Annotated in this window: 12 protein-coding genes and 1 pseudogene; 6 read left to right on the forward strand and 7 right to left on the reverse strand. The window is 37.0% G+C overall.

Features of this window, described 5'->3' with window-relative positions:
* Nucleotides 1–65: 65 nt before the first annotated feature.
* The 3 genes from IGJ25_RS16950 to IGJ25_RS16960 form a co-directional block, all read right to left on the reverse strand.
* Nucleotides 66–962: an IS3 family transposase gene (locus IGJ25_RS16950; RefSeq protein ID WP_142437796.1), complete on the reverse strand. Its 897-nt coding sequence runs from the start codon at nt 960–962 to the stop codon at nt 66–68.
* On the reverse strand, nt 950–1,639 hold the full coding sequence (locus tag IGJ25_RS16955; RefSeq protein WP_034879047.1) for a helix-turn-helix domain-containing protein: 690 nt from the start codon (nt 1,637–1,639) through the stop codon (nt 950–952). The genes IGJ25_RS16950 and IGJ25_RS16955 overlap by 13 nt, the downstream gene beginning before the upstream one ends.
* A 131-nt stretch (nt 1,640–1,770) precedes the next feature.
* Nucleotides 1,771–3,570 carry a heavy metal translocating P-type ATPase gene (locus IGJ25_RS16960; protein WP_005237655.1) on the reverse strand — a complete coding sequence of 600 codons (1,800 nt, stop codon included), beginning with the start codon at nt 3,568–3,570 and terminating at the stop codon, nt 1,771–1,773.
* Between the two features lie 310 nt (nt 3,571–3,880).
* Between IGJ25_RS16960 and IGJ25_RS16965 the strand changes: the two genes are divergently transcribed.
* Nucleotides 3,881–5,428: an Nramp family divalent metal transporter gene (locus tag IGJ25_RS16965; protein WP_141323609.1), complete on the forward strand. Its 1,548-nt coding sequence runs from the start codon at nt 3,881–3,883 to the stop codon at nt 5,426–5,428.
* A gap of 10 nt (nt 5,429–5,438) precedes the next feature.
* A complete protein-coding gene (locus IGJ25_RS16970; RefSeq protein WP_005237651.1) occupies nt 5,439–5,867 on the forward strand; it encodes a universal stress protein in 429 nt (142 codons plus the stop codon).
* 243 nt (nt 5,868–6,110) lie between these two features.
* Here IGJ25_RS16970 and ltrA read toward each other — a convergent pair whose 3' ends face one another.
* The 4 genes and pseudogenes from ltrA to IGJ25_RS16990 all read right to left on the reverse strand — a co-directional run bounded on the left by ltrA (nt 6,111) and on the right by IGJ25_RS16990 (nt 10,648).
* Nucleotides 6,111–7,217 carry a group II intron reverse transcriptase/maturase gene (gene ltrA, locus IGJ25_RS16975; RefSeq protein ID WP_225582047.1) on the reverse strand — a complete coding sequence of 369 codons (1,107 nt, stop codon included), beginning with the start codon at nt 7,215–7,217 and terminating at the stop codon, nt 6,111–6,113.
* A gap of 848 nt (nt 7,218–8,065) precedes the next feature.
* A pseudogene (locus IGJ25_RS16980) lies at nt 8,066–9,055 on the reverse strand (IS30 family transposase).
* Between the two features lie 308 nt (nt 9,056–9,363).
* Nucleotides 9,364–9,735, reverse strand: coding sequence for a hypothetical protein (locus IGJ25_RS16985; protein WP_016612373.1), 372 nt, complete (start codon nt 9,733–9,735; stop codon nt 9,364–9,366).
* A 1-nt stretch (nt 9,736) separates the two neighbouring features.
* Nucleotides 9,737–10,648 (reverse strand): ParA family protein, encoded by a 912-nt coding sequence (locus tag IGJ25_RS16990; protein ID WP_005237640.1) that lies wholly within the window; start codon nt 10,646–10,648, stop codon nt 9,737–9,739.
* A gap of 552 nt (nt 10,649–11,200) precedes the next feature.
* Between IGJ25_RS16990 and IGJ25_RS16995 the strand changes: the two genes are divergently transcribed.
* From IGJ25_RS16995 to IGJ25_RS17010, 4 genes are all read left to right on the forward strand, one after another.
* Nucleotides 11,201–12,700: a primase C-terminal domain-containing protein gene (locus IGJ25_RS16995; protein ID WP_192415568.1), complete on the forward strand. Its 1,500-nt coding sequence runs from the start codon at nt 11,201–11,203 to the stop codon at nt 12,698–12,700.
* A gap of 135 nt (nt 12,701–12,835) precedes the next feature.
* A complete protein-coding gene (locus IGJ25_RS17000; RefSeq protein WP_012481689.1) occupies nt 12,836–13,123 on the forward strand; it encodes a PrgN protein in 288 nt (95 codons plus the stop codon).
* Between the two features lie 3 nt (nt 13,124–13,126).
* Entirely contained in the window at nt 13,127–13,441 is a 315-nt protein-coding gene (locus IGJ25_RS17005; RefSeq protein WP_142437834.1) for a hypothetical protein, read from the forward strand.
* Nucleotides 13,442–14,640: 1,199 nt separating this feature from the next.
* A complete protein-coding gene (locus IGJ25_RS17010; protein ID WP_104872370.1) occupies nt 14,641–15,075 on the forward strand; it encodes a hypothetical protein in 435 nt (144 codons plus the stop codon).
* Nucleotides 15,076–15,254 lie beyond the last annotated feature (179 nt).

A 15,254-nucleotide genomic window follows, 5' to 3' on the forward strand; every position in this document is an offset into this window, starting at 1 on the left:
CTGGCCTTCAGAGGAGATAGAGAAAGTCCCTTTCTCTATCTCCTCTTACAGGTTAATAAAAAGACTTAAGCGACAGCCTTACTTCTGATTTCCATCGGAGTGAGTCCGTCGTGTTTTAGTGTGATACGTTTGTGATTATAGAAGTGAATATAGTCTTCCACGTCCGTGACCAAAGCTTCTCTGGTCGCATAGTTATTCAGGTAGTAACGCTCTGCTTTTAAAGTGCCCCAAAAGCTTTCGATTGGTTGGTTATCTAGACATTTCGAAACTCGTGACATACTTGCGGTAAATTTGTACGTATCTCTCAATGTTTTGTAAGCATGAGAAGTATACTGGAACCCACGGTCACTGTGGATCAGTGGTCGTGCTCCTGGGTTGGCTTCAAAGGCCTGTTTTAGTGTATCCATGACGATTTCATTATCATTTCTAGGACTCAATACATAGGCGATGATAGACTTGTCCCAAAGATCAACGATCGCACTCAGAAATTCTTTCTGACCATTCCCATATTTAAACTCAGTGATGTCTGTACACCAAATCTGATTTGGGGACGTGGCGGCGTCGAAGTTACGATTCAAAATATTCTCTGCTAGATGAATAGGATTTGACCGTTGCCAAGACGGACGCGGTCTTCTAATAACCGAATAGAATCCTAGAATACGCATAATACGGTGAATTCGTTTGCAATTATAGCGCGTTTCCAGCTTTTTATTCACAGCCACTGTCATTCGGCGATAACCGTAGATTTTCTTACATCCAAGATGGATTTCAGTATTGACTTCAGCGATGTGTTGCGTTTCTTCATCCTGGCTAGTCGGAACACGTTTGCTCCATTTGTAATACCCCTGCGTTGAGACAGTTACTAGTTGGCAAAGTCGGCTGATTGGCCAACCACGCTCTTCATTAAGCTCTTTGACTGCTAAAAATTTCGCTTCTTTTCGAGATAGCGCTAGCGTTTGAATCGATCCCGAATTTCTTGCAACTTTTTTTGGATAGCCACCTCCATCTCAAGGTGTTCTTTTTCTGCTTGAAGCTTCTTATTTTCTAGTTTGAGACAATCTAGCTCTGTTAGTTCCTCTAGACTCTTTTTGCGACCACGTCCGTCTTTCAATCCTTCTTGTCCAAGTGATTGGTATTTTCGCACCCACGAATAAACCTGTTGGTAACTCACCTGATACTTCTCGATTGCCTTATCATAGGCAAGTTCATGAGCAATCGTGTACTGCACGATTTCAATTCGTTCTTTATAGTCGGTTTTTCTGCCTTTAGTCATACGGGATTTTGACCTTCCTTTGCTAGTGGATTTAACTTCGCTACCACTAGTATACTTGGAAATCCACTTATTCAAAACACTGTTACCTGAAATAGAATACTTTTTGACTACAGACAGTTTGGATTCCCCTCCGTCTATGACGGCTTTAACAGCACATAACTTGGTTTCCTCTGAGTATGTCGTCCACGTTCTAAGTTCCTTAAGTCGTTCAGAACCACCTTCTTCGAACTTACGAAGCCAATCATGCAAAGTCCCGATACTGATACCGATTCTTTTTGCTTCAGCATTTCTAGATATCCTCCCTTGTAACACTTGATTAACAGAATATAATTTTTCATCAACGCTAAACTTTACTCTTTTTGACATATAAAAAACTCCCAACATAGTAGTCTAGAAATTTTTGTTTTTTCTAGTGTCTACTATGTTGGGAGCATATCAAAACAATTGCTGGATTTTCTGGTTTATTGTCGCTGAATCATTCTATCTCAGCCTCTTTACTATTTTGTATCATTTCGTGCTCGTAAAGCCGATAAAATCGCAACCGTATCTATCACTTCTTGTAAAGCCGCCCCTAATAATGTTGGAATGATTCCAAAGCTAGCTATTACCATTAATACACAACAAATAATGATACCAATCAATACCGATTGTTTCGCTACGACCATTGTTCGTTTAGCAATGTCTCTGGCTTGAGCTACTTTAGCCAAATCATCTTTCAAAATAACAATATCTGCACTTTCACTGGCAGCTGTCGAACCATGCGCCCCCATCGCTATTCCGATATCCGCTACGGAAAGAGCTGGAGCATCATTTACTCCATCACCGACCATGACTGTTGGTCTAAGTGGCGCTGGGATTTCTTGAATATAGGCGATTTTATCTTGCGGTAGACAATCAGCATGCACCACATCAATGCCTACTTGGTCTGCAATACTATCTGCTACTTCTTGCTTATCTCCTGTTAATAAATGGATGCTCTCTACTCCTTCCGCCTTTAGCATTTGCATCGTTTCCTTTGCCTCTTGACGGACTTGATCTTTCATAGTCACATGTCCTATCATGACACCATTCACAGCAACAAATACCGCGACTTCGTTTGTTAAGCGATGGACATCTTTCTTCCCTACGAAGGTCGATTTACCTACTTTTACTTCGTTTCCTTCAATAAAGCATACGACACCTTGACCAGTCACTTCTTCCAAATCTTTCACTGGCAATAATGCCACACCTTTTTCTTTGGCTTCCCGAACAATGGAGCGTGCAATGACATGCCCCGATTCTTGCTCCGCACTGGCTACGAGTTGTAAAAATGTTTTTTCCGTATAACCACTCGTATAAGATAATTGATCAATGTAGAGCGCTCCTTCTGTTATTGTCCCCGTCTTATCAAATGAAAAGCTTTTAGCGGTTGCAAGTTTTTCGATGGTTGTCCCATTTTTCACCACGATACCATTGCGGCTAGACCGACTCATACCTGCGACTAGCGCAATCGGAGCAGCTAAGATTAAAGGACACGGTGATGCGACTACTAGGACTTCTGCAAAGCGTACCGGATCTTTAGAGAAAAACCATGCCAAACTACCAATCACATACGCAATAATCGTGAAAGGTACCGCATACCGATCTGCTAAACGAACAAAATTGGCCGGTTTTTGAGCCGATTCTTTTACTAATTTGACCAATAATTGGTATTGACTATCAGCAGCTACTTTAGTTACTTTAAAACGAAATGCTTGATCGCCATTTAGCGACCCTGACATCACTTCATCGCCAATTCCTCTTTCGACTGGTAATGACTCACCTGTTAAAGAAGATTCATCCAACGTCGTCTGACCTTCTTTAATCACACCATCCACTGGTACAAGCTCACCTGGTTTAACTAAGACAAGCTCACCGAGTTGCACCGTCTCAGCTTTGCAATCAATGATTTCCGCTCCCTTAATCACATGAGCAAGTTGAGGGGAATGGCTTAACAATTCTTGTAATTCTTTACTAGCTTGTCGGCTAGCATAATCTTCTAGACTATCTCCACCAGTAAGCATAATTAGCACAACTAAACTAGCCCAATATTGACCGACCGCCAATGTCGCTACAATGGCAGTAATAGCCAAAATATCCACACCGTATTTTCCCGAACGCAGTGTAGCAATCATGCCAATCAACATTTGAATGGCAATTAACCCACCCGTAATCGCTACAATCATATAAGCTATTGTCGGATTTTTGAATAGAAATTCAGCTAGTAAGGCTGCGAAACCGATTGTTAAAGTTAGAATAAATCGTTGGTAATTTTTCATTGTTCTCCTCCTCTATTTCACAAAAAGAGTGTAGCACCACAACTTTTCGAATGATAATATAATCCTCTAATTGATAACGATAATCAGATGCAACTATCAAAATCCTATTTTATATTATATTTATTTCAATTTAATACGTTAATCCACTAGGTAGTTAGAGTTAAACGTCGATGTGCCTATCATTTTTTTTAGGCATTCCGAAAAAATCCTTTTCTTTTTTTCATTTGAGGAGTAAACTAGCGTTGAAAAGAAATGAAAGGTGGTTATCTTCTTGAGTAAAAATGAAAATCATGCTCATAAGCACAAGTTGATGGAACACGCCAATGGTCCATCACTTGAGGAAATAAATGGGACGGTCGTTGTTCCTAAAGGTATGGGATTTTGGAAAACATTGTTCGCATACTCGGGGCCGGGTGCACTTGTGGCAGTCGGCTACATGGATCCGGGAAACTGGTCCACTTCTATTACTGGTGGACAAAATTTTCAATACCTATTAATGTCGGTGATCTTAATGTCTAGCTTGATTGCTATGCTTTTACAATACATGGCAGCTAAACTAGGAATCGTCACTCAGATGGACTTGGCGCAAGCGATTCGAGCGCGTACGAGCAAATCATTAGGTATTATTTTGTGGATTTTAACTGAATTAGCGATTATGGCCACAGATATTGCCGAGGTTATCGGGGCAGCTATTGCCTTATACCTACTATTTGATATTCCCTTATTGTATGCTGTTTTTATTACCGTCTTTGATGTCTTGTTGCTTTTATTGTTGACAAAAGTCGGATTCCGTAAGATCGAAGCAATCGTGGTTTGTTTGATTTTTGTCATTCTTTTTGTCTTTGTCTATCAAGTTGCTCTATCAAATCCAGATTGGGCTGCCGTGATGAAAGGCTTTATTCCAACAAGCGAAACATTCTCTTCATCGAAAAGTATCGGCGGTCAAACTCCTCTAACAGGCGCACTAGGAATTATTGGAGCAACTGTGATGCCGCATAATCTGTACTTGCATTCGGCTGTTTCTCAAACACGTGCCATTGATCATAGCGATGAAGATGATGTTGCCGAAGCAGTTCGCTTTACCACATGGGATTCTAATATTCAATTAACGATGGCTTTCTTTGTTAACTCGTTGCTTCTTATTATGGGTGTTGCTGTATTTAAAACTGGTGCTGTCCAAGATCCATCCTTCTTTGGATTGTATGAAGCCTTATCAGATCCTTCAACTTTAAGTAATGGTATCCTAGTTCAGGTTGCGAAATCTGGTTTATTGTCTACTCTCTTTGCAGTTGCGCTACTTGCATCTGGTCAAAATTCTACGATTACTGGTACTTTGACAGGACAAGTAATCATGGAAGGTTTCATTCATATGAAAATGCCGATTTGGTTACGGCGCCTTGTTACTCGTTTAATCTCGGTGATTCCGGTTTTAGTCTGTGTGGCGTTAACCAGTGGTAAATCGGCTATTGAAGAACATACTGCGTTAAATACGTTAATGAATAATTCTCAAGTCTTTCTAGCTTTTGCCTTACCATTCTCAATGGTCCCACTACTCATGATGACGGATAGTAGTCTTGAAATGGGTGATCGCTTCAAAAACTCATGGATCATTCGCTTATTAGGTTGGATTTCAGTCATCGGATTAACATATTTAAATCTAATCGGATTGCCCGGACAAATTGAAGGGTTCTTCGGTGACAACGCAAGTAAAACAGATCTTGTCATTGCAGATAGCATTGCCTACTTTACGATAGCTATTGTGCTTCTTTTGTTGGCATGGACAGTTTATGATCTATATAAAGGAAACAAAAAATTAAATGCGCGCATTCAATTAAATAATATGCGTGAAACGGAGTAGGAGGAGCAATATGTATGCGTTCAAACGAATTTTAGTTGGTGTGGAAGAGTCAGAAGATGCGTTAAAAGCCTTCCATTATGCTGTCCATCGCGCGAAACTAGAAGACTCTTCGCTTATCATCGCACTTGTTTTAGAAAACGAAGACATTAATACGTATGAAATTCTGGATAAGACCTTTTTAAAGAACGCTCGAGAAAAATTAATTCGCCAAGGTGAAACCTATCGTACTTACGCAAAAGAGCAAGGACTAACAGATGTGGAAGTTCTCATTGGTCAAGGAAATCCGGGTGAAGTTATTGTCAAAGAATTTATTCCAATTTCAAAGGCTGATTTATTAATCATTGGTTCTAAATCACGTAACCCTATCCGGAAATACTTAGGCACACAGGCTAGTTACATGGCGAAAAATGCGACAATTTCTGTTTTAGTATATCGTTAAAAAGAGGCGGAAACAGAATTATTTATCTACGAGCAAAAAGACCATAAAATCCAAAAGTTATTTTGAACTGCTCCCTGTCAAGTAGACAGTCAAAAAAAACAAAAAGATTTGTTCGAGTTTCACTCGAACTGGCCTTCAGAGGAGATAGAGAAAGTCCCTTTCTCTATCTCCTCTTACAGGTTAATAAAAAGACTTAAGCGACAGCCTTACTTCTGATTTCCATCGGAGTGAGTCCGTCGTGTTTTAGTTGGCGCACATGTGCGTTTCAATCACAAAGCTTTTTCTTTTGCGTACCAGTTTCATTGTGAATCCGAGAAAATCAGATTTCTGTTTCTTTAGATTCACTACCTTTGATTTTTCAGCACTTATATCAAGTTTCAGTCGGTCTTTTAACCATAATTTAGTGGCTAGAAAGATTTTGTCTGCGTCACTTCGTTTTCTACAGAAGATTTTGAAGTCATCTGCGTATCTAACAATATAAATCTCTTTTAGTTTCGAAGCACGCAGTGCTCGATATTTGTTGCTCTTAATCCATTGCTTTCTTGTTTGATGATAACAATCGTAGTTTTTCCTAGTCGGGTGTGTTTCCCATTGAGAAGATATCCACCAGTCCAGTTCATTCAAAACAACATTGGCAAGAAGTGGAGAGAGAACACCGCCTTGCGGGGTTCCTTTCTTTGGATGTTCAATGCGTCCATCCCTATGAATAATAGGTGCTTTAAGCATTGCTCGGATAACACCTAGAAGCCATTTATCACGTACCCCTAATGTCCAAAACTGTTTAATAAGTTTTGAATGGTTTACGTTATCAAAGAATCCTTCTATGTCTATGTCTACTACAAAAGTTAGTTTTGAAAGTTGCGCCATTCGTACTGCTTGAGCGAATGCATGATGTGCCGACCGGTTAGGTCGGAAACCATAGTTCTTATCATGAAACTTTGCTTCCATGATCGGTTCTAAAACTTGTAGTAGACACTGTTGTATGATTCTATCCCATATTGTTGGTATACCTAGTGGTCTAGTTTTCCCATTTGGCTTAGGAATATCTACTCGTTTAACTGGTTGCGGTTTATATTCTGAAAATTTTGTTTGAACAGTTTTTATAAACTCGATATTCGGTATTGCTTTTAAATCATCAATATTCTTTTTGTCGACGCCTGGGGAAGTACTACCAGAATTTCCTTTAACATTCCGAAATGCCAATAGAATGTTATTAGGAGAAGTGACAATTTCCATAAGGTTACTGAAAATTTTGTTCTCGCTACTCTCTTTGTAAAGAGAATCAAAGCTATCAATAAGACCATAATATTCCATATGGCGAATTGAATGTGATGCTGATACGTTTTCCATAGCACCGCCTCCTTTCGGACGTCGGCGTTTATTTTGTCATACTCGATTCTATGGATTGTATCATAACTGTTAGTAAAGCAAATTGACTTGTGGCTATCCCTCCACAGCTTATTATCACTGCTTCATAGGTACTGTGCCACTACTCTCACTAGTGTAAATGAGCTTATTATTCTTCGTCTCAACCGTTTCAAAGGAAGTTAGTCCTCCACGACACTAGCTTTCAACGTTCCAATGATTTTATCCCTACATTTACTTTTAGGCGCTCACTCTGAACCTGTAACTTTCCAATGCCTACTACATTGCACGGTTGTTCATATCTACGATTCTTACTTAACCGCAAGCTACACCCTTTGTCACAGTAATATTTGTGCGGGTAAGATACATTTCTGTACCCCAAGCTTATAGATTCGTACATTCGCGAGTTCGTCAGTGCAGCTGCACATTCTCACCATGAGTAATTTCTGGACTCCCGGCCTATAGGTTACACCATTCACCGCTGAACAGCTTTCGATTGCATAATGCAACTGCGGTAACTCTCAGCCGACTTTACCGAGCTTTTGACAATTCCTATTCTAACTTAAGGTATTGCCAATCGGAGTATCAGAGGGAGCGCTTCAGGGCGTTACACCGTCATTTCACTCCTCAAATCATTAGTTCTACACAAGAAAATCTTGTGTGCCTAACCTTTTCAGTTAGGAACGTTTCGCACCATAAAATGACTTACAGTCGATACAAAGAATATCTCGTGAGGGTTCTTTAGTATAGTCAAACCTTGGATTTACGCCAAATTGCATAACCATGATAAATCCCCTTTTCTAAAAAAAGATACGTTTTATATACGCAGATTGTCAAATTAAGTGCAACACCTTGTCATAAAAGACCTCATAAGGTGTTTTCCAACCCAAACACTTCTTGGGTCGTAGATTTAGTTTAGAAACAAATAGATCCACTGTACTGTCTAATACTTCAGTTAAATCTTGCCCTTTGGGTAGGTATTCTCGCAGTAGTCCATTAGTATTTTCATTTGTTCCCCGTTGCCAAGGACTATAAGGATCCGCAAAAAAACAGTCAATACCGCATGCTTTACTAAATTCATGATAAAGCATAAACTCTTGTCCCCTGTCAGGCGTAATCGTTTTAAGATTTGCTTGTTTGACCCCGGAAAACAAATCAATAATTGTCTTCTTGACCGATTTAGAGTCTTTTTTTGGTGTCTTCTTTGCCAGAAGAAAACGTGATTTCCGATCAACAAGTGTGACCAAACAAGTTTTCCCTTAAGCACCAATCACTGTGTCGGCTTCCCAGTGACCGATTTCACTTCTTTTTTCTGCTGAAATTGGTCGATCGTGAATTCTAGGGGCATCGTTGAATTGTCCTCGTCCATCAAGAGCGCTTTTTTTAGGCTTTCCTTTGCGACGCAGCTTCCTTCTAGCCTCTTTACTATCTTTTGTAAAACCATCATTGAATAATCCACGATAGATAGCGCGATAAATCGTGTTATAGCTAATCGATTCACCGTTATTTTCTAACTTGATTCTCTGAGAAATTTGTTCTGGAGACCATTGGTTTTCTAAAAATAACTTTCTAACACATTCTTTTAATGGAGAGGAATCTAGCAATCGCTTCTTACCACAACGTTTCTTATTTTTCTTGTATGTTTTTTGAGCAACAGATGGTGAATAAGCGCGTTTCTTTGTCGAGTGACGTTTTAACTCACGCATGACAGTTGAAGGGTTTCTTTTGATAAGCCGTCCGATACGGCGATAAGAAAATCCAAATCCGTGGTATAAGAATATCAATTCTCTTTCATGTGTAGTAAGATGTGTGTATGAAGCCATGGCTAAATTCCTCCTAATGATTGTTCGTCAAACACCATTATACAGGAATTTAGTTTATGGCTTTTTTTGGTGTTGCACTTAAATTGTACATTCACCATACACATTAGAACACACGTTCGCTTTTCTAGTCAAGAGAACACGGCTGGGTATATTTATAAATTATAAAATATAAATTATAAAACAATATTTATAAAACCTCTGCCAGCGAGTAATTATGTGTATTTAAAGGCTTAATTTTTGTTACAATTTATAATTTGCAAAATATAAATTATAAATTGTACTTTACAAAATATAAAAAGGAAGAAGATTTATATCTTCTTCCTTTTTTCTTTCTTATATATCCGTTCTCTTTCCTGATCTTTCTTACGCTCTAATATTCGGTTGTAGGTTGTTTTTTGATTGTGATCGAAACGTGCAGTTCTTTCGTGAATTAATTCTTCGAGTAGTTCATAGGTATAATCATTATCAGTAGTATCAAGCAAAGCAGTAAATTCGCACCAGACTATGGCTGGTATACCAAGCGACTTGTTGTTTATCTTTAATACGTCTTCTTCAGGGTGAATATTTTCTAGTAAATCTGTGTTGTCAGAAGTAAATGCTGATTTCGGTTTAGGGATTTCTTTATAAGAATTATCAGGTTTTTGCTTTGAAAAGAAACCTGGTTTTGCATTATCGGTCATGTTAGTTTTCTCCTTCGAATAACTTTATTCTATGAATGAAATCTTTTGCTAAAGGTACAAAAACTTCTTCATAAGCAAGTTTGTCCCAATAAGTGTCAGTATTTAAACCTGTCCTCGGTGTTGTTTGCACTCGCTTAACATGTGGTAAAATATTATCAAAAAGGTTTTGATCACCAAACTTTTCGATAGCATCATTGACAACTTGGCGATCTATACTACCTTTACTCAACTGATTTGGAAGTATTCCAACTATTTCAGTCTTACAATCAAATTTTTCAACAAGTGGAGTGACTTCTTCTGATATATAATCTTCAACGCCATCTAAGCTGTCAGATTGAGTTTGAAAAGCCATAATAATATAGTCAGAAGCGTAAGCAGCATTCCTAGTGAAATCAGACATAGTAGGTGGGGTATCGATGAGAACAAAATCGTAATCCGGCTTGACTGGTTCAAGTAAATCTTTCAAGACTGAAATTCTGTTTTTTTCGACCTCGATATAATCAGCGTCTATTCCTTCTATAGCGTCCCCATAAAGCTTAGTTAAATATTTTGGAAAGTTTTTAAAATCTATATGTGATGGAATGCAATCCAAGTTTTCAATTATTGGAAGAACTAATTGTTTCAAATCTCGTTCAACGATTCCAGCTAGCATAGTTTTTTCAATAATGAAAATGTCATCGTCTTTAGAGTGATAATTTTTAGTCAACAACATTGTCTTTGTAGTATTTGATTGCGGATCGGCATCCACTACCAACACTTTAAATCCCATATTAGCAAGTACATAGCTCAAGTATCTTATAATAGTAGTTTTACCTACTCCACCCTTGGAATTTGCTACAGTAATAGTTAATGGTCTTCTGACGACATTTCTATATTCAAAAACAAATTTCAAGTTTTCTTGCGATAATTCCATTAAACAAACCTCCCGTTTATAAAATATAAAATATAAATTGCAAAATATAATATATATATCTGTCTAAGAACATTATACCAGAAGGAAATATGTTGTCAATTATATTTTATAAAGTATAGTTTATAAAATATAATTTATAATCAAGCCACTTGATAATCTTTACAAATGTTTAAAAATAGGGTAACTTTGTAGTATAAAAAAAAGGTTTACAGCATTAAAAAAAAGTTTACACTTTAAAAGAAAATTACATAAAAAAAAAGAGACGGATAAAAAAGTGAAATTGGCCTCACTATTCTATCTGAATCACATAAAAAGCCTATGTGTTCTCGCTCGTCTCAGAAGTTATGTAAGTGGCTGACAACCACTTATGTAATTTTGATAAGTTTTTCGGACTGACAATCCGAACTTACAGACTTATTCTACCATTTTTTGACGAGCAACTCAATATATACACGCTTATTTTGTCATTCATTTAAGACTTCTAAGCTATTGGGAGAACACAAATCTTTAAGATTATTTGTGTTCTCTTTTAGTTTGGGAAGGAATAAAGTCATGGCAGCTTCTTTGGATGTCGTATATTCGACGGTATTACAAAATGGTATCCGTAAATTTAAATATAAAAACAGCCACTTAAAACCGGTCTCTTTTAGTGATCAGTCGGGAAAGGGGGCTATTTTTGCGTACCGTTCAAAGGAACACATGATCGAGGGGATTGGACTAGTGATCACTTCAGAAGAAGGGGTGATCGAAAACAATAATCGATTCACTCATTGGACACCAAATGTATTTCGCTATGGAACGTATGCTGATGAAGCCAGAATGTTTACAAAAGGTCATTCTGAGGACAATTTACGCCAAATCAATACTTTCTTTGTTGATTTTGACACATTGGATCCAAACTTTGACTACGGAGAAATTATCTTAGCTAGTCACGAGATCGGCTTTATGCCGACAATGATTCTACGTACACCGCATGGATTTCAAGCTTTCTATGTACTAGACAAGCCTGCATACGTGACGAAGAAATCAAATTTTAAAGTGATCAATGTGGCCAAAATGATTTCAAAAAATCTAAGAAACAAATTTTCAAATGATTATCGGTTTCCAGTTGATGTAAATGCCAATCATTTTGGGATCACACGAATGCCTTCTGAAGAGAATGTTTTATTCTTTGAACCACAGTATCGTTATAGTTTCGAAGAATGGATCGACTGGTCAATGAGAGAAGATGCGGACAAAAAAGCGGAGATCAAGAACGTTTTTGTATTACCATCTACTCAAGAATTTCGTCAAGTCGATGAACCATGGTTCCAGCTGTTGCTAAAAAGTCAAAAAATACAAGGTGAAAAGGGCGTATATGGTCGAAATAATGTCATATTCACCTTGTCTTTGGCATACTTTTCGTCAGGATACGAAGTAGAAGCATGTGAATTGACGATGTTAGAATTCAATGACCGCTTGGCTAACCCTTTATCTGATCGAGAATTAACCAGAATCATTCGTTCCGCTTACTCCGGAAAATATCAAGCAGCGCACAGAGAAAAAGTTGTCCTATTATGCCAAGAGTGGGTCGATGCCAATCTTTCTGAAGAGCAGCTATTCAATAAAAAACGGGGTTGGTGGAAATTCAAGAAAGAAAGAGCTGTTCGCAAGTACTCACATAGTTATGAATGGGCAGAAGATCTACTGTCCTATTTGAATGAGCAATCCTATGAAGAACAACCATACATTCTTTCTACAAAAAAAGAGTTAACTGAACGTTTAAAGATCCCAAAACGTTCCCTGGACAAAGTACTGAAGCAGTTAAAAGAAGAGAACAAAATTCATTTTCGTGTTCGTGCTGGTCGTAATGGAGGTATTATGCTAGCTTCGATACATGGATTGATGCGCTCCGTTATCCGGCTAAAAAAAGAAAGCCATGGGGCTTATTTCACTGCGATCTCAGAAGCTTTTGGAAGAGAATACACGTTTATCCAGACAGCCCTGAAACGCTTGATAGAACCTAATAGGATCGGTGTGCAAACAGATCTGTTCATGATCGATACAGGTTGAAACTAAAAGGTGCAAATTGCCTTTTACATTATATCTATGATACGTTCCTTTTTTTCTCCGCCTTGCTTGCTGGTCTTAAGAAAGAGTAGTATTATTATCGCAAACGTAATAATATGGTGGGAGGTCTTTCTGACTATGAGTATCAATACCTTTGTATATCCCTACCCGATCAATGTATTTATTATTTCGCGGCTAGGGATGACAGTAGAGCAATTTTGTGAGTTGCATGGCTATAAGCAGAGTACAGTAGCAAGTTGGGTAACAAGAAACCGTACCGTAAAGACGTTGCCTTGTGATTTTTTGTATTGTCTTAGTCTTTCTTCAGGCTGGTCGATGGATGATGTTTATCGTCATTTATTGGTATTGGAGGAGAGGTTTTTAAAGAGTATTGATCCAAAGAAGAAGAAAGAACAGGTGGACTGATTCATGACGGAGGAGGAGTTATCTGTTCTTAATAGAATCAAAGAATGGTCTGTTCTTTTGAAGATTTATTATGGTATTCTGTTCTTTTCATTTGTTACAGTAGGCTTAGTTTCTCTTTTGTTGACTTTTTTATCGTTATGGACGAATATGATGTTATTTTTATATTTACTTTTACTGTTTTTCTTAGGATTAGGGGGAGTAGGTACTGCCATTCTTGATGATTATAAGTGGTCATTGTTTAGTGGAATTTGCAGGAGAATGAAAAAAAGTGCAACTGTTGAGTCTTATGAATGTTGGAAGAAGGAATTGAAGGTATAGATATATGTATCTATAAAAGCTGAGTAAAGAATACTAGGCTTTCTCTTATGTTTTTAAAATGTATACAGGTGGAATATGAGTATTATTTGGACAGGTAGTATTTTTGTCAGAAAAATGGTGTAAATAGATCTATAGTAAATTCCTAAAGGATTGCGTCCGCATTTTTAGTTTTCAAGAAACCATGTGAGTTACTGTGGCGATTACTTTATCTAACATAATTAAAAGTGTCTTTAACGTTGAAGTTGATCCATTTTCAAAATGTATTGCTATTTTATGTATAGTTGTTACAGTATATCTCTTAGTTTTTAATTATAGCGATTTACTTGACGAATATAATGTGTATGAATAATCATTAAAATTTAAATTATAATATCGGTTAACATAAAAAAAAAGTTCCAAAATGATTTTCTCAAAGGAAGGATAAAAATTGTTGATCAAAATGCTACCACTTTTAATACTCATAGGGTTTTATATTTTTATTAGTATTAAGATAAGAAATGCGAATGATATTAGCAAAACGACTAAATACGTTTTCTACTTTTTTATTGTTTTGGGAGGGGGAATCCTCCTTTATATTGCATTTGTTTTCTTATTTTTTGGTATAAATTTTTGAGGATGGAGGAGATGTAATAGTTATGAAGAAGACACTTGTTTTCTTTAAAATACATTTATAATACTAGTATCTAATCCAGCAAATTCGACAGTGGATAAATTCATATCTAGCGATTATGAACTATCTCAATTTATAATAGATTCGTTAGAGAAGAAGAATCTATGTGTTGTCAGTGATTGAAATCAGGATATATATTTGGTTTTAAAAATTGATCTTATTAACCAAGATCGAGATTTATTAATACAATAGGTGAGGCGTTAAATAGAAGTAAAGAAGAGAATAAACTTCACTATACTAATAATTTAGAATATCTAGAATATCATATGGAAAACAATATGGACTAGGGAATAAATAAGATAAATCCTATTGATCATTTAGATAAAGCTCGTAAAATGCATGACGGTTGTTACAAATAGAGGGGGATAATACAATATGAAGATTTATATAAAGTGTTTAGCACAACCAAAACCCACTAACATTATTTGCACCGTTGTTTCTGAATATTTTAATTGTTTATATTTATTATACCTAAGAAGTAACAAAATATACGACTAAAAAATAAACAGACTGAAAGAAGTGAAAACAAATGACAAAGGAACGGCTGCAAATTTATATTGATCCTGAACATAGAGAAGCATTAGAAGAATTAAAAGAACTGTTAGCAGTGGAAGATTCAGCAACGGATAGTGCCTTAATTCGCTATATTATTTTGGAATTGTATCGATTAAAGACAAAAGAAAATATCCAAATGCGGGCACTTTTAAACCGTTTGGATGAACTTTTAATTTATTCAAATAGTTTTGCGGAAACGATGGACGTCGATATTTTTGATCTCGAAAATTCTGAAAAATACAAAGAAGTAAAGGCACAACAAAGAGGAAAATGGGCGAATAGTCGGCGAAAAAAAGCAAAAAATAAATCACAAAAAAGACCCGTTAATAATCAAAAAGAGAAAGCAAAAGAAGAAAAACTAAATTCAGAATCGCTCACTTACAATGATCTGATTGCGAAGTATTTGTAAAAATTTGTCTTTCAAAAAGGACGATCGATGGTGGTACCTAGAGACTACTTTTCGCAAAAATGACTACTTGAGTAGTCTCTGAACAACTCCCTGACAACTGCTAAAAACTATGCTGTGATATCACATTTATTTTCTTCAAAACGCAATAGGCACAGCCTATTTTCCCACTTTCAACATGA

Origin of the sequence: Enterococcus sp. DIV0240d, from assembly GCF_051711245.1 — a bacterium.
In the GTDB taxonomy this organism is placed as follows: domain Bacteria; phylum Bacillota; class Bacilli; order Lactobacillales; family Enterococcaceae; genus Enterococcus_D; species Enterococcus_D casseliflavus.